This window comes from Acinetobacter terrae (assembly GCF_013004375.1).
In the GTDB taxonomy this organism is placed as follows: domain Bacteria; phylum Pseudomonadota; class Gammaproteobacteria; order Pseudomonadales; family Moraxellaceae; genus Acinetobacter; species Acinetobacter terrae.
Genome location: NZ_JABERI010000030.1, coordinates 40,260 through 65,652, shown reverse-complemented (window position 1 = coordinate 65,652; position 25,393 = coordinate 40,260). Strand labels below are relative to the sequence as shown.

Annotated in this window: 24 protein-coding genes and 1 pseudogene; 11 read left to right on the top strand and 14 right to left on the bottom strand. The window is 38.8% G+C overall.

Annotated features, from left to right (window positions below):
- Window positions 1–220: 220 nt before the first annotated feature.
- Window positions 221–340, top strand: a pseudogene (gene xseB, locus HLH14_RS12380) (exodeoxyribonuclease VII small subunit); the annotation flags it as partial.
- A 150-nt stretch (window positions 341–490) separates the two neighbouring features.
- On the opposite strand, the gene HLH14_RS12375 reads toward xseB, so the two are convergent.
- Window positions 491–1,624, bottom strand: coding sequence for a hypothetical protein (locus HLH14_RS12375; protein WP_171533154.1), 1,134 nt, complete (start codon window positions 1,622–1,624; stop codon window positions 491–493).
- Between the two features lie 1,068 nt (window positions 1,625–2,692).
- On the opposite strand from HLH14_RS12375, the gene HLH14_RS12370 reads away from it, so the two are divergent.
- Window positions 2,693–3,985 carry an OmpP1/FadL family transporter gene (locus tag HLH14_RS12370; protein WP_067723939.1) on the top strand — a complete coding sequence of 431 codons (1,293 nt, stop codon included), beginning with the start codon at window positions 2,693–2,695 and terminating at the stop codon, window positions 3,983–3,985.
- A gap of 329 nt (window positions 3,986–4,314) precedes the next feature.
- The gene (locus tag HLH14_RS12365) at window positions 4,315–5,499 is read left to right on the top strand and encodes an OmpP1/FadL family transporter (protein WP_067723938.1); all 1,185 of its coding nucleotides are present in this window, start codon (window positions 4,315–4,317) and stop codon (window positions 5,497–5,499) included.
- Window positions 5,500–5,571: 72 nt separating this feature from the next.
- Here HLH14_RS12365 and thrH read toward each other — a convergent pair whose 3' ends face one another.
- Complete coding sequence (gene thrH, locus HLH14_RS12360; RefSeq protein WP_067723937.1) at window positions 5,572–6,189, bottom strand: bifunctional phosphoserine phosphatase/homoserine phosphotransferase ThrH; 618 nt, start codon at window positions 6,187–6,189, stop codon at window positions 5,572–5,574.
- Between the two features lie 199 nt (window positions 6,190–6,388).
- On the opposite strand from thrH, the gene HLH14_RS12355 reads away from it, so the two are divergent.
- Together HLH14_RS12355 and HLH14_RS12350 are read left to right on the top strand one after the other, a co-directional pair.
- A complete protein-coding gene (locus tag HLH14_RS12355; RefSeq protein WP_067723936.1) occupies window positions 6,389–7,123 on the top strand; it encodes a phosphoadenylyl-sulfate reductase in 735 nt (244 codons plus the stop codon).
- A 171-nt stretch (window positions 7,124–7,294) separates the two neighbouring features.
- Window positions 7,295–8,677 (top strand): WS/DGAT/MGAT family O-acyltransferase, encoded by a 1,383-nt coding sequence (locus HLH14_RS12350; RefSeq protein WP_067723935.1) that lies wholly within the window; start codon window positions 7,295–7,297, stop codon window positions 8,675–8,677.
- Between the two features lie 54 nt (window positions 8,678–8,731).
- Here HLH14_RS12350 and HLH14_RS12345 read toward each other — a convergent pair whose 3' ends face one another.
- The 6 genes from HLH14_RS12345 to HLH14_RS12320 form a co-directional block, all read right to left on the bottom strand.
- Complete coding sequence (locus HLH14_RS12345) at window positions 8,732–8,902, bottom strand: PA1571 family protein (protein ID WP_171255168.1); 171 nt, start codon at window positions 8,900–8,902, stop codon at window positions 8,732–8,734.
- A gap of 134 nt (window positions 8,903–9,036) precedes the next feature.
- Window positions 9,037–10,491: a ribonuclease G gene (gene rng / locus HLH14_RS12340; RefSeq protein WP_067723934.1), complete on the bottom strand. Its 1,455-nt coding sequence runs from the start codon at window positions 10,489–10,491 to the stop codon at window positions 9,037–9,039.
- Between the two features lie 41 nt (window positions 10,492–10,532).
- Entirely contained in the window at window positions 10,533–11,099 is a 567-nt protein-coding gene (locus HLH14_RS12335; protein ID WP_067723933.1) for a Maf-like protein, read from the bottom strand.
- Window positions 11,087–11,578, bottom strand: a complete 492-nt coding sequence (mreD, locus tag HLH14_RS12330) for a rod shape-determining protein MreD (RefSeq protein ID WP_067723932.1) — start codon at window positions 11,576–11,578, stop codon at window positions 11,087–11,089. The genes HLH14_RS12335 and mreD overlap by 13 nt, the downstream gene beginning before the upstream one ends.
- Window positions 11,565–12,422: a rod shape-determining protein MreC gene (gene mreC / locus HLH14_RS12325; RefSeq protein WP_067723931.1), complete on the bottom strand. Its 858-nt coding sequence runs from the start codon at window positions 12,420–12,422 to the stop codon at window positions 11,565–11,567. Before mreC ends, mreD begins: the two co-directional genes overlap by 14 nt.
- A gap of 16 nt (window positions 12,423–12,438) precedes the next feature.
- Window positions 12,439–13,485, bottom strand: coding sequence for a rod shape-determining protein (locus HLH14_RS12320; RefSeq protein WP_067723930.1), 1,047 nt, complete (start codon window positions 13,483–13,485; stop codon window positions 12,439–12,441).
- A gap of 132 nt (window positions 13,486–13,617) precedes the next feature.
- On the opposite strand from HLH14_RS12320, the gene gatC reads away from it, so the two are divergent.
- From gatC to gatB, 3 genes are read left to right on the top strand one after another with little or no spacing between them, the layout of a single operon-like run.
- The gene (gene gatC, locus HLH14_RS12315; protein ID WP_067723929.1) at window positions 13,618–13,932 is read left to right on the top strand and encodes an Asp-tRNA(Asn)/Glu-tRNA(Gln) amidotransferase subunit GatC; all 315 of its coding nucleotides are present in this window, start codon (window positions 13,618–13,620) and stop codon (window positions 13,930–13,932) included.
- Window positions 13,933–13,985: 53 nt separating this feature from the next.
- Window positions 13,986–15,464: an Asp-tRNA(Asn)/Glu-tRNA(Gln) amidotransferase subunit GatA gene (gene gatA, locus HLH14_RS12310; RefSeq protein WP_067723928.1), complete on the top strand. Its 1,479-nt coding sequence runs from the start codon at window positions 13,986–13,988 to the stop codon at window positions 15,462–15,464.
- Window positions 15,464–16,918: an Asp-tRNA(Asn)/Glu-tRNA(Gln) amidotransferase subunit GatB gene (gatB, locus tag HLH14_RS12305; RefSeq protein WP_067723927.1), complete on the top strand. Its 1,455-nt coding sequence runs from the start codon at window positions 15,464–15,466 to the stop codon at window positions 16,916–16,918. Before gatA ends, gatB begins: the two co-directional genes overlap by 1 nt.
- Window positions 16,919–16,947: 29 nt before the next feature.
- On the opposite strand, the gene HLH14_RS12300 is transcribed toward gatB, so the two are convergent.
- Entirely contained in the window at window positions 16,948–17,814 is an 867-nt protein-coding gene (locus tag HLH14_RS12300) for a hypothetical protein (protein ID WP_155859806.1), read from the bottom strand.
- 17 nt (window positions 17,815–17,831) lie between these two features.
- Window positions 17,832–18,413, bottom strand: a complete 582-nt coding sequence (locus HLH14_RS12295; RefSeq protein WP_155859805.1) for a hypothetical protein — start codon at window positions 18,411–18,413, stop codon at window positions 17,832–17,834.
- A 135-nt stretch (window positions 18,414–18,548) separates the two neighbouring features.
- Here HLH14_RS12295 and HLH14_RS12290 point away from each other — a divergent pair, with 135 nt between their 5' ends.
- Both HLH14_RS12290 and HLH14_RS12285 read left to right on the top strand, forming a co-directional pair.
- The gene (locus HLH14_RS12290) at window positions 18,549–19,079 is read left to right on the top strand and encodes a hypothetical protein (RefSeq protein WP_228139724.1); all 531 of its coding nucleotides are present in this window, start codon (window positions 18,549–18,551) and stop codon (window positions 19,077–19,079) included.
- Between the two features lie 159 nt (window positions 19,080–19,238).
- Window positions 19,239–19,460 carry a hypothetical protein gene (locus HLH14_RS12285; protein ID WP_067723923.1) on the top strand — a complete coding sequence of 74 codons (222 nt, stop codon included), beginning with the start codon at window positions 19,239–19,241 and terminating at the stop codon, window positions 19,458–19,460.
- Between the two features lie 10 nt (window positions 19,461–19,470).
- Here HLH14_RS12285 and HLH14_RS12280 read toward each other — a convergent pair whose 3' ends face one another.
- The 4 genes from HLH14_RS12280 to sbmA form a co-directional block, all read right to left on the bottom strand.
- The gene (locus HLH14_RS12280; RefSeq protein WP_067723922.1) at window positions 19,471–19,992 is read right to left on the bottom strand and encodes a hypothetical protein; all 522 of its coding nucleotides are present in this window, start codon (window positions 19,990–19,992) and stop codon (window positions 19,471–19,473) included.
- A gap of 257 nt (window positions 19,993–20,249) precedes the next feature.
- Entirely contained in the window at window positions 20,250–21,242 is a 993-nt protein-coding gene (locus tag HLH14_RS12275) for a hypothetical protein (protein WP_067723921.1), read from the bottom strand.
- Window positions 21,243–21,641: 399 nt separating this feature from the next.
- Window positions 21,642–22,712, bottom strand: a complete 1,071-nt coding sequence (locus tag HLH14_RS12270; RefSeq protein ID WP_067723919.1) for a DUF1176 domain-containing protein — start codon at window positions 22,710–22,712, stop codon at window positions 21,642–21,644.
- A gap of 495 nt (window positions 22,713–23,207) precedes the next feature.
- A complete protein-coding gene (gene sbmA, locus HLH14_RS12265; RefSeq protein ID WP_067723918.1) occupies window positions 23,208–24,404 on the bottom strand; it encodes a peptide antibiotic transporter SbmA in 1,197 nt (398 codons plus the stop codon).
- 681 nt (window positions 24,405–25,085) lie between these two features.
- Here sbmA and HLH14_RS12260 point away from each other — a divergent pair.
- The gene (locus HLH14_RS12260; protein ID WP_067723917.1) at window positions 25,086–25,280 is read left to right on the top strand and encodes a hypothetical protein; all 195 of its coding nucleotides are present in this window, start codon (window positions 25,086–25,088) and stop codon (window positions 25,278–25,280) included.
- The last annotated feature ends 113 nt before the right edge of the window (window positions 25,281–25,393 follow it).

The following is a 25,393-nucleotide window of genomic DNA, read 5'->3' as shown; positions in this document are numbered from 1 at the left end:
ATCTGGTAAACAACAAAAAAGCACCCCTGCCTTTAAACTCATGGGTGCTAGGTAAGCCAAGTATCATTAGTAGGTTGTCTTTTCCTATTTTTCCTTACAATTCAACCACCAATAACAACAAGATAAAACCATGAAAACAAAACTAACTATTACTCTGCTTCTGGCTATTTCAATCACTGGCTGCCAAAAGGAAACAGATCAATCCGCATCAGGGTCATGAGAAGAACCAGACATTGATAATTTGATGAAAATCGTTGAAGAATCTATGTCTGCTTACAAAGACTGTAAAATACGTGTAGATGCTGTGCAACAGGCATTAAATGAGACTTTTAAGGAATAGATTGTTAGTAAACTTAAGAGGAAAACTTTTTGACTATCCTTTAGCTGATTAAGCCTACTTCTACTTTCTAACCAAAACCCCATTCGTTAGTGAATAGGGCTGGTGTTAAATGTGGTTTGTTGTGTTGTATGACTTAGTTTTGAGACGGCATTATTTCCCGTAATGTTCTAAGACATCAGTTTTAGCTTTATTAAATTCAATTGTCATGTCAAAACCCTCTGATTGATTAGTCCACACATCAACAAATTTTAATACATCCCACTCTGCGTAATTCATAAACGGATTTATTCCTATGACGTTTCCTAAATTCATATTTATTATTTTATCAATAGGTGCAATTCTTTCATTATGCATGCTAAGAGAAGCCTCAATATCCCATTTATTAATGAATAAAAGCAAAGCAGCATAAGCCATAATCGAATTTAATTTTCTTACTTTGGTATGGGTGCTTCGGCCATATTTTTTAAATAATTCAGGAACAGAGCTAACTATTTTGTATGCTACATGCCAAGATTTTCTATAGTTTTCTTTCAAAAGTGTTCTATCGTACGTATAAGTCTGATCATCTTTAATAGAAATTTTAATCGCTTTTTCAATAACAGTTTTGGATCTTAAAGAATAATATATCCAATTCTCTTTAATATTTTTAGGATCCGGTAGACTTCTCACAGGAGCTCTAAAAGAGAGTAATTTTAATGCTTCAGCATCAATATCAATTAATTCTCTTGGATCATTACTGTAAGAAAATTGTTTTTTATTTCTCTCCTTGTTAATAATCATCTGGTGCAATAATTTAAGCTTTAACTTACTTTCTTTTACGAAAAGTGATTTAGTTGATTTCAGTTCAAAAAACCACTGCCTCATAGCTAAAATATCTTTTTGGCTAAAGACATTGTTTTCAATTCCAGCACATATAAATCTTCTGACTGTTTCAGTTAACATATCGTTAGATTCTCGCAATCTAACCATGCACTCATTAGTAGTTAAGATTTCCTTATCCAATCCAGAATAAAAATCACAAAATTTTAGATGAGAATCCAAACCATCATTATTTTTAAAAGCAAAATGCGCTTGTTTCACAGGTTCATTGGAAGCTTTAGAAAATCCTTGACTCACAACAATAGCATTAGATGTATTACAACACGGGCATAGCACATCTGACTTAACGAATGCCCTAAAATCCATATCGAGTTTTAAATGATCCTTAAACTTTGTGTGTAAATTTTCAAGTTGATCGACCTGAAATTCTCCATTAAAAGTTTTTGAATACGCAGTTGTTGGCATAAATCCCCCAGATCTAATATTTTTTGTAATGCAAAACATAATAGTCTAAGGTTTATAAAAAAATATGAATTCCGCATTCTTCTTTTCTTAATCTCCCCATCCAACTGCTCAATAACGCAGTCTAAGTCTTTCCAATCAAAAATATCCAATTGTCCTATCTTGGTTGCCCATTCACCTTCACGTGTGTAACGATCTAATCCTATTTCTGTACGCCATAGCTCAAAAAGATCATCATTGGCCAAAAGCATCTATCTTATTTCTCCTCGTATATCAATTCATAATGATCCCACCAGTTCGAATCCCTATTTAGGATTCGAATCCACGTCCATAATGGCATTTCACCAACATAAGGTACTTAAGTAAATAAGGATACAAATAGGGATATAAATCAAAAACATGAAAGCCCAAATGCAGTACATAAAAGGCCTTTAGAGAAAAGTTCTATTCGCGCAGGGCGCACAATCGTTTTAGAGAAATACAAAATTTTCATATACAAAATCTCTGAAACTCATATTTCCACATGAAATAAATATTTAATCGATTCACTTTCAATGACATTTTTTATTCACCACTCAAACTTTACTAATCCCATAAATAAGACCAGGAATTTTTAAAAATTCAGAATAAATATAAAAAGATATAACCTAAAAAATAGCTCCCAGTATCCAGACTTCAATATATTGAGTTCTTTAATCTAAGCCACAGAATTCCTAGAAAAAAATAGTGTGATCTAGATAACAAATTATTACTACACTTTTCACGTTAAATGATTGTTTTTTAATCAAATGGAAATCTAAACCAAATCCCAATTAATCATTTTTTATTTTTATTTTTCAATATATTACAAACACACCACCACCCCTGTTTAGATTAAAAGCTCTAATAAAGTGTATTTATACACTTATTTGTTTTTCTAGAGCATTTACTCTTTTTTTTATTGTGTTATTTTTGTGACATGGAGTAACAAATGATATTCGGTAAAAAACCGAAGTTACCAAAAAATGAATACTGAGCATAAATAACACAAAGCCGCAGTAAAAAAATTTGTACCTCAAGGAAAGACAGACAATGAAATTAAAAACACTTAGTACAGCGATGATTCTTGCAACAGTACCAATGTCAGGTGCATTCGCAGCCGCTCTAGACCGTTCAGGTCAATCTATTTCAGCATTCCTACAATCTGGTAACTATTTTGAAGCGGGTATTTCTGTTTTAGATCCAAGTGCTTCTGGTAAAGTTCAAAATAATTGGACACCAGGTGGTGCAGCTGCACCCTTAGCTCCTGCTTATCGTGGAACTTCAGTTGGAGAAATGGCAGATGATTACTATTTCCCTAGTGCTGCATTAAAACTTCAACTTACTGATAATTTTTCTTTTGGTTTACTCTACGATCAACCATTCGGGGCTAAAGCGACTTACTCTACCGATACTTATTTGAATCCATTAGCCGGTGGTGTTTTCCATAATGGTATTGAAAATACTGAAGTTGAAGTAAAATCAGAAAATATTTCACTTTTATTAGGCTATCAACCAACTGAAAACTTCAATATTTATGCTGGTCCAGTGTATCAAACAGTTGAAGGGAATGTTCAATTACGTGGTCTAGCTTATGGTAGTACAACTGCATTAGGACAGTATAATGCAAATATGAGCGAAGACTCAGCTGTTGGTTGGTTGGCAGGTTTAGCCTATCAAATTCCTGAAATTGCATTAAAAGCATCTCTAACGTATCGCTCTGAAATTGAGCATGAATTAGATACAAATGAGTACGGCCGTAGTGATATTTTGGCGTTGGTTACACAGAATCCTGCTGCAGCAATCTATAATGTAAATACAAATACTAAGATCTCTACACCTCAATCTGTAAATCTTGATTTTCAAACAGGCATCATGGCAGATACAGTTGCCTTTGCTAATTTACGCTGGGTAAATTGGAAAGAATTTTCGATTCGTCCAGAAAAATTTGAGCAAGTTTCAAAAGCATTAGGAGCTGTAGGTGCAACTCCTAATAATCCTAATGGTTTTGATATCGTTTCTTATACAGATGATCAAATCTCAGCAACTGTAGGTGTGGGTCGTAAACTTAGCGAACAATGGGCTGGTAATGTTTCTGTAGGTTGGGACTCTGGTGCGGGTAACCCAGTTTCTACTTTAGGCCCTACTGAAGGTTATTGGAATGTGGGTCTAGGTTTACAATTTAGCCCTGCTCCAAACTACTTTATTGCTGGTGGTGTTAAATACTTCTGGTTAGGCGATGCAAAAGCTCAAGCAGCTTCTGATTTTGGCTCTAGCTCATATGTTGCCGACTTTGAAGATAATGATGCGTTTGGATACGGCTTAAAAATTGGCTACCGCTTCTAAAATTATTTGATAAATTAATAAAAGACCATTGTTCACAATGGTCTTTTTTACATTACATCACTTGTTTTTTTAATAGCGCAATCTATATGTTTTAAATTTGATCAAAAAAAATTACTTATATTGCCCTATTTTTTTAAGCTTATTACTCTATTTTTTTACTTATAAATCATTAATATACAAAAGTATTGTTAGTACTTTTACTCTATTCAAGTCTATTTTTTGAATTAGTCAGTTCATTTTGCACTCAGTTCTCAGCGTTTACTCTTTTTTTATTTATGTTACTTTCCCGTAACTTTTAAAAAGATGAAGCGACTCAGGGAAAAGAATCTATGAAGCTTACAGTAATTCATTCAGCAATTTTAATCAGTTTACTTCCATCTGCTTCAGTTTTTGCTGCTGGCTTAGACCGTTCTGGACAGTCAATTTCAGCTTTTTTACAATCAGGTAACTATGCTGAAGCTGGTATTTCTGTTCTTGATCCGACTGTTAAAGGTAAAGATAACAGCGGTAATAAAGTTGAAGATATGGGAGATGACTACTATTTCCCTTCTGCAGCCATTAAAGTTCAAGCAACTGATAAAATTTCCATAGGTCTTTTATATGACCAACCTTATGGTGCAGATGCGACTTATCAAGTAGATGGTTCTAGCTTTTCAAATGGTTCTGAAGGCACTTCTGTTGAAGTAAGAACCAACAATCTAACTGCTTTAATTGGTTATCAACCTAATGAAAACTGGAATTTCTATGCTGGCCCGGTTTGGCAAACTGTTGAAGCTGACATTAAATTACGTGGGGCAGCTTACTCATTATTAAGTGGCTACAACATTAAAGTAGATCAAGAAGAAGCGTATGGTTGGTTAGCTGGTTTTGCTTATCAAATCCCTGAAATTGCATTAAAAGCTTCTGTAACTTACCGTTCTGAAATTAAACATGAAGCTAAATCGCATGAAACATCTATGTTGCCTGCGATTGCTCAATCTCCAAATTATGCAAATATTCTGACACCTCAGCAAAAATACGTTTTCTCTCAATTAGGTGAAGTAAACAGCACGGTAAATGCAACAACACCGCAGTCTGTTAATGTTGACCTTCAAACTGGTGTAGCAGCAAATACTCTTGCTTTTGCTAACTTACGCTGGGTACATTGGGATCAATTTGCAGTCAGCCCAGCATTGTTAAAAATTATGGGACAAGACCTAATCAATTATTCAGATGATCAATATTCAGCAACTGTAGGGTTAGGCCATAAATTTAATAATAAATGGTCAGGTACAGCAGCGGTTGGATACGATTCTGGCGCAGGTAATCCTGTAACAACTTTAGGCCCTACTGAAGGTTATTGGAGTGTTGGTTTAGGCGGTCAATATAGCCCCGCTGAAAACTACTTTATTCAAGCTGGTGTAAAATATTTCTGGTTAGGTGATGCACAAGCTCAAACAGGTGGCATAGTAAAAGGTAGCTTCGAAGATAATCATGCTATTGGCTACGGTATGAAAATCGGTTACCGCTTCTAATTGCGTTAAAAATTAGGATTAAACAAGAAGGGGCGCTCTAAGCGCCCCTTCTCTTTTGCTTAAAACATCTAATTAAGCTGGAATATCGCGAACTGAAGCATTACGAATGGCTTCTTTTAACGCTTCATAACCATGAATTGGTGGAAATTGCGGGAATTCAGCAATCACGTTTTCAGGCGCATCAAACAAGAAACCATGATCAGCTTCACCTAGCATCGTAGTATCGTTATACGAGTCACCCGCTGCAATTACACGGAAGTTCAAACCGTGCAGTGCTTTAACAGCTTGACGCTTTTGATCGGGCTGGCGAAGTTTATAGGCAGAGATCATGCCCGCTTCATCCGTTTCCAACTTATGACAGAAAATAGTCGGCCAATCCAATTGCTTCATGAGTGGATGAGCAAATTCATAAAACGTATCTGAAAGAATAATGAGTTGAAAATGAGTACTCACCCATTTCACAAATTCTTTTGCACCTGGGAATGGTCCCATATCTGCAATCACTTCCTGAATATCATTTAAGCCTAAGCCGTGCTCTTTTAAAATATTCAGGCGCTGCGTCATCAACACATCGTAGTCTGGGATATCACGTGTAGTTGCTTCCAATGCTTTAATTCCAGTTTTCTTGGCGAAGTTAATCCAAATTTCTGGAACTAACACACCCTCAAGATCAAGACATACGATTTCCATGGGTTCTCCCAATGTCAGTGAAAAATTTTGCGCTATCATAGCTTAAAAATTGACAGTCTATGTGCTGTTTTTTAAATCTGTTTTATTCATAAGTATTTATTTTTTAGTGATAAGCAGGCTATTTCAATTCTATTAAAATCGTTGTGAATTAAATTAATATAGGTTTTTAAGTGTCCAAGCCTATACGCCAGGAACTGTCATGACTACGATCCCCACCATTGACCTTGTCGATGCACTTGCATCTGAATATGCCGATAAATCTCCCAGCGAGATTCTGGAACTTGCTTTAAGTCAAGAAGGTGAAATTGCCATTTCATTTTCAGGTGCTGAAGATGTGGTTTTGATTGATATGGCCTCTCACCTCGGTAAACCATTTCGTGTCTTTAGTTTAGATACCGGTCGTTTACACGCAGAAACTTATCAATTTATCGACCAAGTTCGTAAACATTACAATATTGATATCGAAATTTGCTTCCCAGAAACAGAAACGATGCAACAACTGGTCACGGAAAAAGGTTTCTTTAGCTTCTATCAAGATGGACATAAGGAATGTTGCGGCATCCGTAAAGTTCAACCTTTACGTAAAAAACTGGCAACATTAGATGGCTGGATTACCGGTCAGCGTAAAGATCAAAGTCCGGGTACTCGTAATGAAATTCCTGTGGTTGAGGCCGATGCCGGTTTTTCTGGTCCAGGTAAGCAGTTAATTAAGTATAATCCGCTAGCCAACTGGTCAAGCGCGGATGTCTGGAATTATATTCGTATGATGGAGATTCCTTATAATCCGTTGCATGAACGTGGTTTTATTTCTATTGGCTGTGAACCCTGTACTCGCCCCGTCCTCCCGAACCAACATGAACGTGAAGGTCGTTGGTGGTGGGAAGAAGCCACCCATAAAGAATGTGGATTACATGCTGGAAACCTAAAAAAATAATTTTTCAATAAAAAGCCACTGTTTTCAGTGGCTTTTTATTCACTTTTCCTTACACAGAAATCGGTTCTTTTATTTTTGAAAAAAGATATACTGAAAAAACGGTTTTTATAATTCTAACAAGCCTGTTCAAATAAGAACGGCCAATGAAATTGCAGTGAGGCATTCCACGCTATGCGTCCATTACACCCTATTGATTTTATTTTTCTGTCGCTAGAGAAACGTCAGCAACCGATGCATGTCGGTGGACTCTTTTTATTTCAAATTCCTGACAATGCACCTGAAACATTTATTCAAGATCTCGTTGCTGATATTCGTAAATCCAAGTGTCTTCCTGTTGCACCTTTTAATAATAAACTGAATGGCCTATTTTGGGATGAAGACCAAGAATTTGACTTAGACCATCATTTCCGTCACATCGCACTTCCTCATCCAGGTCGAATCCGTGAATTACTGACTTATATTTCGCAAGAACATAGCGCTTTGCTTGATCGTGCCAAACCACTTTGGACCTGTAATATTATTGAAGGCATTGAAGGCAACCGTTTTGCCATGTACTTTAAAATTCACCATGCGATGGTCGATGGTATTGCCGGCATGCGTTTAGTTGAAAAATCACTGTCGCGTGATCCTAATGCCAAAAGTATTGTGCCCCTGTGGTGTGTTGAAGGGCCTCGCGCCAAACGCTTTAAAGAACCCCAAAAGAAGAGCCGCATAAAAAAAATTATGGGTGCTTTAAAAGAGCAAATCGAAGCGACTCCCAAAGTCATGTATGAATTATCTCAAACCATTTGCAAAGATATGGGACGTAATCCTGACTATGTTTCAAGTTTTCAGGCGCCAAGCAGTATTTTAAATCAACGCGTGAGTTCTTCGCGTCGTTTTGCAGCACAATCCTTTGAGCTGGGTCGTTTAAGCAAGATTGCCAAAGCACTCGGTGTGACTATTAATGATGTGGTACTAGCGATCTGTTCCGGTGCACTGCGTGAATATTTACTCAGTCAACATGCATTGCCGAAAAAGCCTCTCATTGCCATGGTACCTGCTTCAATTCGAGATGATAATTCTGATGTCTCTAACCGTATCACCATGATTCTAGCCAATTTAGGCACCAATAAAGAAACACCGTTAGAACGTCTGCAAATTATTCGTCGTAGTGTGTTAAATGCGAAACAGCGTTTTAAACGCATGAACTCAAATCAAATTTTAAACTATAGTGCATTGGTTTACGGTGCAGCGGGCTTAAATATTGTGTCAGGCATGATGCCAAAACGCCAGGCATTCAATATTGTGATTTCTAATGTACCCGGACCGCGTGAACCATTATATTGGAATGGTGCCAAACTGGATGCACTCTACCCGGCTTCTATTGTTTTAGATGGGCAGGCCCTCAATATTACAATGACCAGTTATTTGGATAAATTGGAAGTGGGTTTAACAGGTTGTCGAAATGCATTACCTAAAATGCAAAACCTACTGACTCACCTTGAAGATGAAATTCAGCGATTTGAAGAGATCGTGGGTCAAGAAACCCCAAAGTTACGGGCGGTGAGTTAACCGCAAGTGATAAAGAATAAATATGAATAAATTAAGGGGCTTTTGATGAGCCCCTTAATTTTTAATTGCACGACATTGATTTAATAATTGATGGCAGACCGAACGAATCATGGCAGCAGTAATCTGAACTTCTTTACCTTGCTCATCGACGATATAACCATTCTGTGTTGGTTTATGATCTAACGCATTCAAACTTTTTTTAATAACTACTTGACTCATACTCATGTCATACCTCTTTTTTTGCTAAGCCAAAAAGGGAGATTTTGGCTTTGGCTACTGTGTATGACTAGTATTAGAAATTACATCAAGAAAGTAAAATTTCAGATGTAACAAGTATTTAACGATATTCTGTTACAATTTCAGCTCAGAATGATATCGTATTGCTCTTGCGTATATAGATTTTCCACCTGAAACTTGATCATACGCCCTATAAAGTGCTCTAAATCGGCCACTGCCGGTGCTTCGGCTGTTAACAATCGGTCAATCACCAAAGGGTGCGCAACAACGGTAAATTCACTTTTTGATTCAAAAGCGCGCGCATATCTTAAAATTTCTCGAAAAATTTCATAACACACCGTCTCTGCCGTTTTCACATAGCCACGTCCCTGACAGGTCGAACATGATTCACATAACAAGTGTTCTAAAGATTCACGGGTACGCTTACGGGTCATTTCGACCAGGCCAAGCTCTGATACTTGCGTGATTTTAGTTTTGGCATGATCACGTTCAAGCATGCGCTCAAACTGGCTCATCACTTCTTCACGATGCTGTGCTTCCTGCATATCAATGAAGTCAATAATGATAATGCCACCCAAATTGCGCAAACGCAGCTGACGTGCGATCACTTGTGTCGCTTCCATATTGGTTTTGAACACCGTGTCTTCCAGTGTCCGACCACCGACATATGAACCGGTATTGACATCAATCGTGGTCATCGCTTCAGTCTGGTCTAGCATCAAATATCCGCCAGACTTAAGTGCGACACGTGTTTGTAATGCTTTTTGAATATCTTCTTCTACATTGTACAAGTCGAAAATAGGACGTTCACCTGGGTAGTGCACCAGTCTCGTTTGCATACTCGGTACAAATTCTTCAACAAACTCTAGCAACTTGGCATGAATTTCACGTGAATCGACTGAAATCTTAGCGGTATCTTCATTGGCTAAATCACGAATCACCCGTTGCGGAAGCGGAAGCTCTTCAAAAATCAGTGAAGGTACAGCAATGCTGGTTTGCTTGCGCTGAATAAATTCCCAAAGCTTGGCCAAATACGCCATATCTTGGGCAATTTCTGATTCTGGAATACCTTCAGCAGCAGTACGTACAATGACACTGCCCGGTAGCTTATGTTCAGTTTGAATGCCTTCAATCATCGAACGTAAGCGATCACGTTCCTGTTCAGATTCAATCCGTTGTGAAACGCCAGTATGATGACCATAGGGCATAAGGACGAGATAACGCGAAGGAATAGAAAGGTCGGTACTTAAACGCGCACCCTTGGTTCCAAGCATGTCTTTCATCACTTGAACAGTGAGGATTTGACCCGGTTGTAGCAGCTCAAAAACATTGGGCGTCGGTTGATTACGCGGCCAAACCATATCGTTAATATGCAAAAATGCGGTACGAGATAAACCAATATCTACAAACGCGGCTTGCATACCCGGCAAAACGCGAACAACTTTGCCTTTGTAAATATTTCCAACTAAACCACGTTTAACCGTGCGCTCTACAAATAGTTCATTGACCGTACCATTTTGGATTAAGGCCACCCGACATTCCATAGGTGTGACGTTAATCAACAACTCGTCAGACATAATAAGACTCAAAACATTATAAAAATTCTTTTTTTCAGCCGTTAATTTAGTGCCTTAACCGACTGTAATAACTGTACTGTCTCATATAAAGGTAAGCCCACAACGTTACTATAACTTCCTTCTATGCGAGGAATATAACGTGCTGCAATCCCCTGAATGGCATAAGCTCCCGCTTTACCTACAGGTTCGCCTGTCGCCCAATAACTTTCCATATCATCGAGACTTAATTGTTGAAACTCAACCTGCGTTCGTACCACTATACTTGATTTTTCTGTCATTGTACGTACGCAAACACCTGAAAATACATCATGTTTACGACCTGAAATACGTTGCCACATTTCAAAAGCATGTTGTTTAGATTCAGGTTTACCTAAAATTTGATGATCGACACCTAAACTGGTGTCAGCTGCGATAACAATGGCATCGGGGAATTGATCCAAGACCACTTGAGCTTTGCTGCATGCGAGACGTTCCACATAAGCTGCAACGCCCTCGCCTGCTAAAACCGATTCATCAATCTCGGGACTAAAAATTTCAAATTCCAGTCCGAGTTGCTGAAGCAGCTCGCGACGGCGCGGAGAACTCGAAGCGAGAATTAAACGCGCCATTTTCTTAACATAAAATAAATAACAGGAAAAACTAAAACACTGCTCACTAAGGGCTGCCAGTGTCTTGCAATCGAAAATTGCATACCACCCATAATTTGAGCGATCCAGGTCATAAACAAATGCGCCAACACGGCCAAGAAACTAATGACCCATAGATTAGCAAAGGTCAAAATGCGGCGTTCCCGGGTTAAAAATCTGGCAATAAAAGTGATCATCACAAAGGTTAAAGCATTCATTCCCAAGGGTGCATCCACCAGAAGATCGGTAAAAATACCGGTCGCAAAGGCAAACCAGATCCCACACCATGTCGGCTGGCACATGATCCAGAACAGCATCACCAGCAACATGAATAATGGACGTGCGCCTGAAATAGCATAGGACAATGGATAAACAATCAGTACTGAACAGATAATGACTGAAACAATAATGGCAATTAAAGGATCACGGTTGTTTTCAGAACGTAATTTAGCGAGCAGCATACGGTTGTTCCATCGCTAACGAATCAGAAAAAAGCACGACCACATGATGTCCACCTGCCAACAGCGCTGCTGGAATCACCTCTATTTTGGCAAATTCACCCGAATTATGTCGATTCACTTTAGACACTGTTCCCACTAGATAACCCGCAGGGAAATGTGCACCCAAACCTGAGCTATACACTTTTTCACCGACTTTGATGTTGGCACTGGTTGGAACATATTCCATTTTCAAATGACCTAAATCACCTGTACCCGTGACAATGGCACGCATTCCGGTATGTTCTAAACGTACAGATAGAGAATGCTCTTTATCAGACAACAGCATGATCCGGCTACTATGCGGATAGACATCGATAATTTGCCCCATAATGCCTTTGTCATCCAAAACCGTTTGACCGACTTTGAGCTGGCTGCTTGCACCACGGTTAATCACAATAATATGTCTGAGTGGATCTGCATCTGTACCAATCACCTCTGCAATTTCCATACGCCCATCAATAATCAGTGGGGTATCGAGTAAACCTCTTAAACGGGTATTTTCAGCAGAAAGTTCAGATAATTTTTGCAGACGAACTTGCGCCTGTAAAAGCTCGGCGTGCATCGCGGTATTTTCACGACGTAACTGGGCTTCAGACTTGGTTTGTTGATTTAGCCATTCTCGCGATAACACCGGATAACTTGCTAAGGCATAAATAGGATTATATGCCGCATACAAGACATCACGTGCGGGCTGAATCACATGCGGCATGCGCCAGTTAAAAAATAGCACGACCCAGCATGTGATGACCGCAATGATAAATGAGCGAAAAGATGGCGGTTGTCTAGAAAACAGATTTGTTTGCACCCGCCTGGTCCTTAACTTAGCCTACAAATAGCATGTCATGATTTGGGTTATCAAAGAATTCTAAGACTTTACCACCACCACGCGTCACGCAAGTTAAAGGATCTTCTGCGACAACCACAGGTAAACCTGTTTCTTGTGCAAGCAGTTTATCGAGGTTACGTAATAATGCACCGCCACCTGTCAAGACAATGCCACGTTCTGCAATGTCAGACGACAGTTCAGGTGGTGTTTGTTCGAGTGCAGATTTAACCGCAGAGACAATATTTTGTAATGGATCAGAAATGGCTTGCATGATTTCATCAGAAGTCACAGTAATTGCACGAGGCACACCTTCAGCCAGGTTACGACCACGAACTTCAATTTCGAGTGGTTTAGCACCTTCATCCGGCAATGCCATACCCACTTCTTTTTTAATCACTTCAGCCGTGGTTTCACCAATCACGCAACCATGTGCTTTACGTACATAGTTAATGATCTGTTCATCAAATACATCACCGCCAATACGTAGCGAGTCTGCATAAACACAGCCTTGTAATGAAATAATGGCAATTTCAGTGGTACCACCACCGACATCCACCACCATTGAACCACATGCTTGCTCCACCGGCATACCCGCACCAATTGCAGCAGCCATTGGCTCTTCAATCAAGCGAACATCACGCGCACCAGCATTAAATACCGCTTCACGGATGGCACGGCGTTCTACCAGTGTTGATTTGCAAGGAACACAAACCACAACACGCGGTGCAGGTGGAAATAGACGTCTTTCATGCACTTTGCTGATAAATTGGTTCAGCATGGTTTCTGTCACTTCAAAATCGGCAATCACACCATCTTTCATGGGACGGATTGCAGTAATATTCGCAGGAGTACGACCAAGCATTTGCTTTGCATCAAGACCTACCGCGGCAACAATTTTTTGTGAACCACTGTGACGAATTGCCACAACCGTCGGTTCATTTAATATAATGCCTCGTCCTGGTGCATAAATAAGTGTATTTGCTGTACCTAAATCAATGGCTAGATCGGGCGAAAACAAGCCAATTAGTCTTTTTAGAATCACGGAGACGTTCTCGATTAAACTTTATGTGGACGCAAGGTGGCAACTTTAACTAAATGTGATGATTTGAACAAGTCAATCGCTTATTATAACGCACGATATTTTGAATTTTTTTAATACTGATCAGGTGATGTTATGTCTACAACGGATGCACAGCATTCTGCAGATTTAAATGCACAAACAGTTTCAGCAATCGCCAATCTTGCACGATTGTCGCTAGATGATACGCAATCTGCTGAATATGCTCAAAGTCTAAATAAAATTTTAGGCATGATGGAAACCTTAAAAGGCATTGACACAGAAGGGGTCGAGCCGCTTAAAAGCCCATTTGACAATCCGCAACCCTTACGTGAAGACGTGGTTTCTGAAGAAAATCATCGTGAAGAATATCAAGCTGTTGCACCTGCAACTCAAGATGGCTTGTACCTTGTTCCACGCGTGATTGAATAAATACCAATCAGTCAAACCATTTTTGTTAAATTAAACGTAAAGAATTATTTCTCATGACAGATTTACATCGCTTATCGATTCGTGAACTTTCTGAGGGTTTAGCTGGCTCTAAATTCTCGTCTCGTGAACTCACCGAACATTATTTAAAACGCATTGCAAAAATCGATGCCCAAGTACAAAGTTATGTCACGGTTACGCCTGAACAAGCCTTAGCTCAAGCAGATGCTGCGGATGCCCTGCGCCAATCTGGAATGGCAAATGTGTTGACTGGTGTTCCCGTTGCACACAAAGATATTTTCTGTACCCAAGGCATTAAAACCACTGCCGGTTCTAAAATGCTGGATAACTTTATCTCTCCTTACGACGCAACCGTTGTAGCGAAAGGTAAAGTTGCAGGTTTGGTGACTTTAGGTAAAGTAAACATGGACGAATTTGCCATGGGTTCGACCTCTGAGTCATCTTATTTTGGCGCAACCAAAAATCCGTGGGCACTGGATCATGTTCCGGGTGGTTCTTCAGGTGGCTCTGCTGCGGCTGTAGCGGCTGACCTTGCACCGTTTGCAACTGGTACTGACACAGGTGGTTCAATTCGCCAACCTGCGTCTTTCTGTGGTCTTACAGGACTTAAACCGACGTATGGTCGTGTGTCTCGTTTCGGTATGATCGCCTATGCATCATCTTTAGACCAAGGCGGCCCTATGGCGCGTTCGGCTGAAGACTGTGCTTATTTGATGAATGTAATGGCAGGTCATGATGACCGTGACTCAACTTCTGTAAACGTTGCTGCTGATGATTACGTGGCTAACCTGAACAGTACTTCGGTGAAAGGTTTACGCATTGGTATTCCGAAACAGTACTTCAACGTTGCCGGCTTAGATGCTGACGTTAAAGCACGTGTTGAAGAATCATTGAAAAAACTGGAAGAAATGGGCGCGACTTTGGTTGAGATTGACCTCAACATGACTGATGCTTATGTTCCAACCTATTACCTGATTGCACCTGCTGAAGCATCATCTAACTTACAACGCTTTGATGGTGTTCGTTACGGCTACCGCTGTGAAAACCCGGTGGATTTAACAGACTTGTACAAACGTTCACGTTCAGAAGGTTTTGGTCCGGAAGTTCAACGTCGTATCCTGATTGGTACGTACGCGCTTTCTGCCGGTTATTACGATGCTTACTACGTAAAAGCACAAAAAGTACGTCGTTTAATCCAGCAAGATTTCCTAAAAGCATTTGAATCTGTTGACGTGATTGCTGCACCTTCTGCACCAACCACAGCCTATAAAATTGGTGCATCTTTAGACCCAGTTGAAATGTATTTGGGCGACATCTACACCATCGCTGTGAACCTGGCAGGTTTGCCAGCAATTAACGCCCCTGTTGGTTTCGATAAAGATCAATTGCCAGTTGGCTTACAGTTGATTGGTAACTACTGGTCAGAATCTCAGTTGTTGTCTGTTGTACATCAATATCAACAAGCAACCGATTGGCATACCAAACGTGCGGCAATTGCAGAGGAGACAGTGTAATGGCGAAGCTGATTGATGGTTGGGAAGTTGTTATTGGTTTAGAAATCCATACACAGCTCAACACGAACTCTAAAATTTTCTCTGGTTCTTCGACGACTTTTGGTCAAGACCCAAATACCCAAGCCAGCTTGGTTGATTTGGCGATGCCGGGTGTATTGCCAGTACTGAACAAAGCAGTGGTCGATTTGGCGGTGCGTTTCGGTTTAGGGATCGACGCGTATATCGACAAAGCATCTGTATTTGCACGTAAAAACTACTTCTACCCTGACTCTCCAAAAGGCTACCAAATTAGCCAGATGGACAACCCGATTGTGGGCTTGGGTCATGTTGATATTCAGCTTGAAGATGGCACTGTAAAACGCATTGGCGTAACCCGTGCGCATCTGGAAGAAGATGCCGGTAAATCCTTGCATGAAGATTTTGCAGGCATGACTGGTATCGATTTGAACCGTGCCGGTACTCCGCTGCTTGAAATTGTATCTGAACCGGATATGCGTTCGGTTGAAGAAGCGGTTGCTTATGTAAAAACCATTCACACGCTTGTACGCTGGTTAGGTATTTCTGACGGTAACATGGCGGAAGGTTCGTTCCGTTGTGACTGTAACGTCTCGTTACGTCGTCCGGGCAATGAATTCGGTACACGTTGTGAATTGAAAAACATCAACTCTTTCCGTTTCATTGAAAAAGCGATCAATGTTGAAATTGAACGTCAAATGGACATTTTGGAAAGTGGCGGCAGAATCATCCAAGAAACCCGTTTGTTCGATCCGAACAAAATGGAAACGCGTTCAATGCGTTCTAAAGAAGAAGCCAACGATTACCGTTACTTCCCTGATCCAGACTTGTTGCCTGTGATTATTTCTGATGAGCAAATTGAAGCGATTCGTGCGGAACTTCCAGAGTTACCGAAAGCACGTCGTGAGCGTTTTGTATCTGAGCATCAATTGTCTGAATACGATGCACACGTGCTCACTGGTTCACGTGAATTGGCTGATTTCTACGAAGCTGTAGTGGTTGCTGCAGGTGGCGCGAAACAGGCGAAATTGGCGGCTAACTGGGTGATGGGTGAATTCTCTGCTGCTTTAAACAAAGCGAACCTGGAAATTACCGATTCTCCAATTTCTGCTGAACAGCTTGGCGGCATGATTGCACGTATTGTAGACAATACAATCAGCGGTAAAATTGCGAAACAAGTCTTCGGCTTTATGTGGGAATCCAATGGTCAATCTGCCGATGCCATTATTGCGGAAAAAGGCTTGAAGCAAGAAACCGATACTGGCGCGATTGAAGCGATCATTAAAGAAGTTCTTGCTGCAAATGAGAAGATGGTTGAAGAATACAAGTCTGGTAAAGAGAAAGCCTTTAACGGTCTTGTAGGTCAAGTGATGAAAGCGTCACGTGGTAAAGCCAACCCTGCTCAAGTGAATGAATTGATGAAGAAATTGATTGGTTAATCTGATCTTTCTTTAAGTAAAAACCCGTCTCAGGACGGGTTTTTACTTTTAAGTTGTATATTTTGAATAATTATTTCTCTACATGAGCTATCCAGGACTACTGGCTTATCATCTTTATCTAAATCCAAATAATAAATATTATTTAACAAAATAAATCTAATCCCGTTATTAGTATAGATTATAGGATAATAATAATCTTCATTATCCGATCTAAAAACAAAATTATATCCTTCAGAATCCAAGCTTATAGTGAATTCTAGATTATTTTTGTAATCTCTAATTTTAATTTCCTCCATTTCATCAAATAATTTCTTATTGATATCAGAAATATCCATAATGCTAGATGAAATATAAGACCTAAAAAATAAAAAATTATAAATCCCAACTTTCTCTAAGTCATCATGAAGATTAAAATCGAATCTTTTATAATAAAACTCAGATAACTCCCCCTTTGAATCGTAATTATTTTGTCTTAAAATTGAACATAATAAATTATTAGAAACTTTATATTCCTGCTCAAAACCATCTAAAACATCACAAAGTAAAAGTTCTTCCAAAAAGCCATATGCAATCATATATTTTTTTAATTCTGACTTAAAAGAACTATAAACGACTAAGAACTGTTGCATTTCTAGCGAAATACTTGATTTAATAATTAATGTATATCTACTTATCAAATCATTAATTGAGCAGACAACATTAAATTCCTCTGTTTTTTCAAACATTATTTTATGTTCATACTCTTTATTTGATAAATATTTAATAATATTATAATAATGATTAATATCAATTTTTGATTTCAACCATTCATCGGAAATATAATCAGATGTTAATTTATTATTCAGTATAGTCTTTTGATATTCTTTCAGACCATTAAGATCTTTCTCATAAGCCAAATATATCTCTTTGTTAATCATATCAAATAAAAATTCAATTTTTTTACAAAATAAATTAAATTTTTATTTTTATTGAAATAAATTTGGTTGTATTTTCCCTTAAAATTTATATTACTCTCGATTATATTTTTATAAAAATTATTAAAATCTGAATGCTCCTTGATCTCTTTTTCTAGATTAGACAAAGAATCAAGGGTAGAGAATAATCTATTATCAAGTATCTGTATCATTGCATTTTTTTTAACTTCATCTTGCATTGCTATACTGCTTTTCAATGCATTAGACGAATTATCTAGCATTTTTCTATTCTGTCGAATTGTCCATAAAATCAAACAAATACTAATAAAAGTTAAAAAAGGATTTAGTGTACCTCCAATAAAATCTCCGAATGCCCCCCAAGTCGCAACATAGTCATTATTAGCAATTGGAAGACTCAAAGGACCATTCTCAAAAGTATGACGCAGAACTGAATCTTTTACTTGCTTCACCTCCTTATAAAAAGAGAAATATACCCAAAATAGCAAACAAGAAATAATGCAAGTAAAAAAAATCACTATCCAACGTATGTACTTTATTCCTTTACCTTTTAAAGAATCCAATTTAATCACTTTGTCTCAATTATTTACAAAAATTATCGCCTAATAAGACACTAAAAAACAGTATCCAACCCAAAAGTATCCTCTATAGCCAAACTCGAAGACTTAGGACGTGTCCAACTATCAAAGTCATTCTTTATGCGTGACTTCCTCTATAGCGAAATCGCCAATTGGTACGGTGTACCCAACTTCCCCGACCATCCTGATATTGCCATTCATACAGGTACAGAACTCTGCCAACAACTGCTTGAACCACTCCAAGAAAAGTTTGGACGTATCGCGATTCGTTCAGCATATCGCTCGCCAGACGTGAACCAACTTGGCAACGACAAAGGACATAACTGCGCAACGAATGAGAAAAACTTTGCCAGTCATATTTGGGACTACCCCGATGCAAAAGGCTACGGCGCAATGGCGTGTATCGTCATTCCATCATTTTTAGAACTGTATGAAAAAGACCAAAATAATTGGCAACAACTAGCTTATTGGATTCATAACAATTTAAATTATAGCCACCTTACTTTTTTCCCAAAACTGTGCGCATTTAATATTGGTTGGCATGAGCAGCCTGCACGGGAAATTTATAGTTATATTCAACCCAAAGGATATTTACTGAGAGGTGAAACGGTGAATAAAGAGTTTGAGAAGTTCTATCCTAATTTATTGTAATTCTTTTTCAAATCCCCTCACCCCAGCCCTCTCCCTAAGGGAGAGGGAGGGTCATGTAAATTATTTGATTTGGGTAATTCCCTCTCCTTTTAGGAGAGGGTTAGGGAGAGGATTAGTATTTATGTTATAAAATTCAATAAACACCAAAGAAAAACAAAAATGACGCCTGAACTATTACTTACCATCATTCAATCTGCCATCGGCTTATTCACGATTATCATCATTGTGATGCTGATCCATCCTAAATGGCGGAAACGCATCACTGAGCCAAAAGAAGATACCCCAATAAAACAAAGAGGATACGGCTTATTCTATGGGATGGAGTTCATCTTATACCCTGTGTTTTGGCTATTTAAAATCATCTTTTCGATCTTTAAATAAACCAATCTAGTTACTTACGAATCGAACCCAACTTATTCCACACATCCGGCGTTAAAAAAGTCATCACCATCTTATTCAGGTCGACATAACGCAGCACACCTTTCAACTGCTTATTCACCTCAGGATTTTTCACAATGGCTTCACCCGTAGTACGACCTAATTCCTGAAAACTATCGCCTACAGCTTGCAAGCCTTCTGCTTGAATCACGGCTTTGGTTTGTGCAGAACACTGCTCCACCAAGATGCGCTGTAAAACGGTCGCTAGACTTTTATCCAGTTGCTCTTTCTGAACATCGGTCACCTGACTAAAACTTTTTAAATCTGGATGAGTCGATAAAGCCACAAAGGTCCATTGCAGTACAGTTTTCTTATCCGTCTCAGTTGTCGATTTCACCAGACAATCACTTAGCTGATCGACCGTTGGTCCTGCTGTCGCCGATTGCGCGGAACCCAACAATGTAACCGCCATCAAAGCTGAAAAACCTATACGTGAAATGCTGTGACGAGCGGTGGTTAAAACATTGCGAGACATAAGGCGAACTCCAGTAAAAATCATTGTCTTTGTATCATAACGCTGAGGTTTTTACCTGTTATGACTCTGTAAACTGGACTCACTGAAAATTGAATTAAACACAAAAAAAACGATGTTTTCTATTCAAGTCAAATATCGAATCCAACAAAATTAAATTTATCTGGGCTATGGTTTAGAGATCACCTCTTATCCAATCACTGGGATCATCCAGCTGATTGGATGTATCTTTTAAAAACTGAGAGTCTAAAGCAGCCAAACTACTTCAACTGATTCAACATATGCTTCGCCCCAGCATGATTATGATTATTGGCCAAATTCTGCAATATCTTAACTGCCTGTCCTTTCGAATTAGAAAAACGACTGCTATAACTCGGTATGCTGGTTAAACAACGCGCAACCAGCACGCCAGATTCCGCATAGACATTTGCCGCATTTGAACCATGTAACTTTCCATAGTTATAAGCGCGTTGCGCATTATTACAAGCGGCCACCTGATTGGTTCCTTTATTTAAATCACGACGTGCTGAAACATAATATTTAAGCTGTTGCTGCTGCGGTGTTTCGACAACTTGTGCAGCCTGTTTTACGGGCAATGGAGGCATAGGCTTGGTTTCTTTTTTAGCTTCAACCTCTTTTTTAATTTCAACTTCTTTTGGCGTGGTCGTTTTACTCGTTGTATTTTTAGCAGTTTGATTATTTACAGTGGTTTTTTTTGCAGCAGGAGTATTTGAAGAATTGGCACTGGAATAAAATTTTTGAGCGTCTAAAGCCGTCATTATTTTAGTTTGAAGCGCGACCATACGGGCGTCGCTACCATCATCTAACTTGCGTTCAGCAACAGGTTCAATGGATACAATCCAGCTTTGCCCATCACTTTGCACACACTTATATGCGCCTATGCCTTGCTTGACACTGCTATAGGTAGAGAGCAGTTTTTTATCCCATTGATTCTTGACCAAACTCATTGAGCTTTTATGTAAAACAGAGAACTTGCCATGCTTGGCAGAACAATAACTATTTAAATGTTTTCTTGGATATAAAGATTGAGGTTCTTTATTGCTTTGCTTTGATCCCCAAGAATAGACATATTCTTTAGCCCGACCATTTGCAGCATTAATATTTTTCTGAACAATGAGTTCCTGAGGTGAGGTAAAATTTTTAACTGAATCCGAGTTAAAACTGTCAATACTGGTACAGCCATGTAAAGCGATGCCCACTCCACCAATCAAGATTATTGTTCTGAAATTCACGTATCAATTCTCAATTATGCCGTATGAGATGAAAGTATATGAAAATACAAAAAATAACAAACTCAGAACTTTGATTTCATTATTGATTTTATTGAATTGATTTTTTAATTTTTCATTTAAAGCCCACAAAAAACTGCCAATTTTTAAATGTTTTTCGCTTGAAATTTGAACTGCATAACAATTAAATCGCATTTTTAAAATTTTATAAGTGGTTTAAAGAAATTTATCACTAAAGCCATTCGACAATTTCAATAATGAAATGACCAAGTTTTATCTTTTTTAATCTAAGGATTTTTTATTTTATTGAACATATATCTGACTGATTGCTTTTCAACAATCGCCTCATGAGCAACAGATGCTCCAACCGATATCATTCATCCTTCCTATTTACCATATGAATCACCTCACCACAGCTTCAATCAGATACAGATCCCAAACTCCACCCGGAAAACCTTTGCACATGCCTGTCCAGCGATCTAGCGTTTTCACAAAAGTCTGACCGTTCCAGATCCATTGGCTCATTGCCCAGCAATCTCCAAGACCACGCCCCTTTTGCGCACTGCTGATTTCACCTGCTGCAAATTCTGAAGCAAATTCAGTCACAAAGGTGGCCTTGCCTTTTAAAGATTCTTCCAGCACCCAGGCACCATAGCCTTCATTATAGGCACCACGCCAGCATAGCGTTGTTGCCAGAACTTTATGATTGGTGAGTTTATAGAGTTCTATGGCTTGGGGTTTTGCAACTGTTTCGTCATTAATACCTTCACAGAATACATGAGCATCCTGAAGCTCTGGTTGGGCAGCCATGAGAAGCGTATGTACGGCTTGATACTGTTCAGTATTTGGCTGTAGTGTTAAATAAGGTTTGGTAGCTGTGTTGACCTTTTTGACCATCGGCTTTGGCTGTGCAGCTAGAACTTTTGATTCATTTGCCGATCCTTTTTTTACCAATGCTCCGACTGTGCCGGTACGCTTCTGGAAATCATCCATTTTCAATAAAGTCGCAGTCATGCCCGCATCTGAAACCTGCCAGGTGTAATGGTTATTTTTAAAGATGATTTTTACGTTTTTCTGGGTGTATTGTAATAATCCATTGATTTGCTGGGCATTCAGCGTTCCAATTAAAGGTTGAGCGGAAGGCTTTACATTGACTGCGCCAAAATTTTTGCCATTTAAATAAAGTCGAATGTTTTTAAGTTTTTTGCTCTCTAAAGTCTGACCATCACTGGATAAGGCAAATTCCCCTTGAACTGCCTGTTTTGCACCCGCTTGACGCGTTAGCAATATCGAAGCCGGCATCGCCTGAGTACTATCTGGCTGATAACCTGCTGCCCGACACGTGCCAGTATTACTACAATGGACTTCCCAATCCAGATAAGAAAAAGACTGGCCTTGAATATCTTGGGCCACAGTGAATGGACTCAGCGCGGTTAAACAAATGAGAGACATCAAACTGTAGAAAACTTTCATTTTTTCTTATCCCAGCCTTTTTTATCAATATACATCCTAATGACGATTTCCAGTGTTGCTGAATCATTTCAAAATGCTGTTATTTATCCCCTTTCAAGTGCATACCTGCACTATTGAGTCTATTTAAAAATATTAGAATCAAAAAAGCCCGCAAGATACGTAATGCCAGTCAGTTAAGAAATTGGCTCGCATTTTCTATTTTGAATTCATCATGTTTTTGATACGCGGATACGTCATTCGCAACTGTTTGAGGCAGGATTACATTAAGAAGTTACTGTTTCTGCGATGGATTTACTATTCGGTGGTAGTGGACGAGTTTTGCGGATGACAAATGCTTTTGGTTCTTTTGGCTAAACAAAAGAACTGACGAACTCCAAATATTTGATTTTATAAGATAAGACTCTGCTGTGAATAACCCAAAAGTTAAGGAGTTTATGGTCAAACTCCTTAACTGATCAGCATTACGCAAGATACGGGCCTTTATTTCAATACAAATTACTTATGCAAAGTCGACTCAAACGCTCTTAAACGTTTATAAATCGAAAGCAATTCGATAATCGTTGGCCATGACTCAATCAAATACTGAAATGACTCACGCACCTTACCAAACACATTGGCAATCTGCATCATCAGACCCAGCGTAATTGCACCTGCAGCGATACTTGGGAACAGCACAAATAAACCGTATAGATTGTCCAATTGCATATACCAGATCCGCACCATATTGAAATAGGCATAGTGGAAATATAAACGGAAATAGTTAAAACGGACTTTGCTAAATAACTCTTTTAATGTCAGTGGATCGGCACGATCAGCATAGTCTTCACCATAAACCAGTTCCTTACGGTATGCAGCTTCAACCCTCTGGTTGTTAAATTCCAAACCGGGTAATTTATAACCCACAACCATCAACACCACTGTACCTAAAACTGCCCAACTAATTGCGGCCCAAACCAGTGCATACGGAATTTCACCGACCACAGGCAGTTGTTTCACATGCGATGACAATTGTAATAACACCGGTAAAAACGCCATTAAAGTCATCAAGGCTTGAATGAAACTCACCCCCAGACTTTCAGTGGTTTTGGCAAAACGCATGGTATCTTCTTGAATACGCTGCGAAGCCCCTTCAATATGACGTAACTGTTCCCAATGTGCGGTGTAATAGTAATTCATCGCTGTACGCCAGCGGAAAATATAATGGCTGACAAAGAACAGGTTAAATACCGCAATCGTGACATAAACCATGGCGACATACAGGAAGGTCATGGTTTCACTGTAAAGTAAATTGACATCTCCCCCGCCACTGCCGAGCATTTTCTGAATCAAGTCGTAAAAAGGGCTGTACCAGGCATTCACTACAACATTGACTTGCACTGAAAACCAGATATTAAACAGAATAAAGGCTGAACCCCAGACTGACCATCCTTGCCACGGATTGCTGGATTTAAATTTCCAGAACAGGGCAAAAATAACCGTTGAGACAAGGAACCACAGATAAAACCATAAAAATGAAGGTGTCCAGAAACGACTCACGCCAATAGGCAATTCAGCCTCATGATAACCTTGTGCAAAGCCTAAAAATGTTCCCCAACTACTTCCACCTGAATACCACAAAGCAACATTGATTAAAAACCAAAGCACCAACGACAAAAAGAACCACTTCGGGTTCGGAAAAAAAGATTTAAACATTGCGTATGGATATTCCTTTATTTTTTAATTTACAACCTAAGCCATCCACTCAAACCAAACCGATTTTTAGCCCCATGGATGGATCCGCCATTATTCTAGTATTTTCATCTTTGTAACAACTTATTCACTGTTTGTGAAATGTTTTTTCGCGTGAATCATGTTCAACAACCCGACATTTCAATAAACAATCTGTACTTTTAAATTAACCTAATGATGATATTTTCATCATTTCAACTCATCATAGATACAAAGCGCAAAGAAGATAAGCTTTATTTTCTCAGGATGAAGGGCTTACAGATGTTGCACCACCGGTATGCTTGAACCATAAGTTAAGCAATGTGCTCTCATCTGTTTTGAGCCCCCAAAGCAGATGAGAGCACACCGAAACCATAAATCCTATGACTAAATAGGCTAGTACTCATAAATTAAAACAATATTAAAAAAATCATCCAATGAGCTAATGAGTTTCGCTTTTTTCGACACGAAAGGAAATTATAAAAAACTTACAAAATCAAATTATAAAATCCAACAAATCCGCAATTTTCTATTTAATGCGCATATCACATAAAAATTCCATCTGATTTTTTTTGATTTAATTCTCAATGCTGATAAAATTGGTTAAATATCTATCAAATCATGCTAGTATTTCACTAGGTTAGTGAAAACGCTCGGGGAAAGAAAATGGACAATTTAGTCATCGAATTATTAAAACCAGTCATTCTAAAAAAAGAAAATTGCAATCCTTTAGTTTTTGAACAAGGGACTATTTTAAAAGTTGTGATGCATACACCTACAGGTCTACTTGTATCTGACGATTCAAACTTTAATTTCACCGTTTCTTTAAATGATGAAAATAAAGTATGGCGTGAACTATAAAATTCAACCCGTCCTTTCCCAGTATAAAAGGCTGTACTGTATAATCTAAATTTGAGTGCAATTCCCCCAACCTCAATTTTAAGAGCATACAATTTTCAATGCATTACAATGAA

What these genes read in the sequence shown, in the direction of transcription:
- HLH14_RS12375 (WP_171533154.1), bottom strand. Translation starts at nt 1,624, where the DNA reads ATGCCAACAACTGCGTATTCAAAAACTTTTAATGGAGAATTTCAGGTC.
- HLH14_RS12370 (WP_067723939.1), top strand. Translation starts at nt 2,693, where the DNA reads ATGAAATTAAAAACACTTAGTACAGCGATGATTCTTGCAACAGTACCA.
- HLH14_RS12365 (WP_067723938.1), top strand. Translation starts at nt 4,315, where the DNA reads ATGAAGCTTACAGTAATTCATTCAGCAATTTTAATCAGTTTACTTCCA.
- thrH (WP_067723937.1), bottom strand. Translation starts at nt 6,189, where the DNA reads ATGGAAATCGTATGTCTTGATCTTGAGGGTGTGTTAGTTCCAGAAATT.
- HLH14_RS12355 (WP_067723936.1), top strand. Translation starts at nt 6,389, where the DNA reads ATGACTACGATCCCCACCATTGACCTTGTCGATGCACTTGCATCTGAA.
- HLH14_RS12350 (WP_067723935.1), top strand. Translation starts at nt 7,295, where the DNA reads ATGCGTCCATTACACCCTATTGATTTTATTTTTCTGTCGCTAGAGAAA.
- HLH14_RS12345 (WP_171255168.1), bottom strand. Translation starts at nt 8,902, where the DNA reads ATGAGTATGAGTCAAGTAGTTATTAAAAAAAGTTTGAATGCGTTAGAT.
- rng (WP_067723934.1), bottom strand. Translation starts at nt 10,491, where the DNA reads ATGTCTGACGAGTTGTTGATTAACGTCACACCTATGGAATGTCGGGTG.
- HLH14_RS12335 (WP_067723933.1), bottom strand. Translation starts at nt 11,099, where the DNA reads ATGGCGCGTTTAATTCTCGCTTCGAGTTCTCCGCGCCGTCGCGAGCTG.
- mreD (WP_067723932.1), bottom strand. Translation starts at nt 11,578, where the DNA reads ATGCTGCTCGCTAAATTACGTTCTGAAAACAACCGTGATCCTTTAATT.
- gatC (WP_067723929.1), top strand. Translation starts at nt 13,618, where the DNA reads ATGTCTACAACGGATGCACAGCATTCTGCAGATTTAAATGCACAAACA.
- gatA (WP_067723928.1), top strand. Translation starts at nt 13,986, where the DNA reads ATGACAGATTTACATCGCTTATCGATTCGTGAACTTTCTGAGGGTTTA.
- gatB (WP_067723927.1), top strand. Translation starts at nt 15,464, where the DNA reads ATGGCGAAGCTGATTGATGGTTGGGAAGTTGTTATTGGTTTAGAAATC.
- HLH14_RS12290 (WP_228139724.1), top strand. Translation starts at nt 18,549, where the DNA reads ATGCGTGACTTCCTCTATAGCGAAATCGCCAATTGGTACGGTGTACCC.
- HLH14_RS12285 (WP_067723923.1), top strand. Translation starts at nt 19,239, where the DNA reads ATGACGCCTGAACTATTACTTACCATCATTCAATCTGCCATCGGCTTA.
- HLH14_RS12280 (WP_067723922.1), bottom strand. Translation starts at nt 19,992, where the DNA reads ATGTCTCGCAATGTTTTAACCACCGCTCGTCACAGCATTTCACGTATA.
- HLH14_RS12270 (WP_067723919.1), bottom strand. Translation starts at nt 22,712, where the DNA reads ATGAAAGTTTTCTACAGTTTGATGTCTCTCATTTGTTTAACCGCGCTG.
- sbmA (WP_067723918.1), bottom strand. Translation starts at nt 24,404, where the DNA reads ATGTTTAAATCTTTTTTTCCGAACCCGAAGTGGTTCTTTTTGTCGTTG.
- HLH14_RS12260 (WP_067723917.1), top strand. Translation starts at nt 25,086, where the DNA reads ATGGACAATTTAGTCATCGAATTATTAAAACCAGTCATTCTAAAAAAA.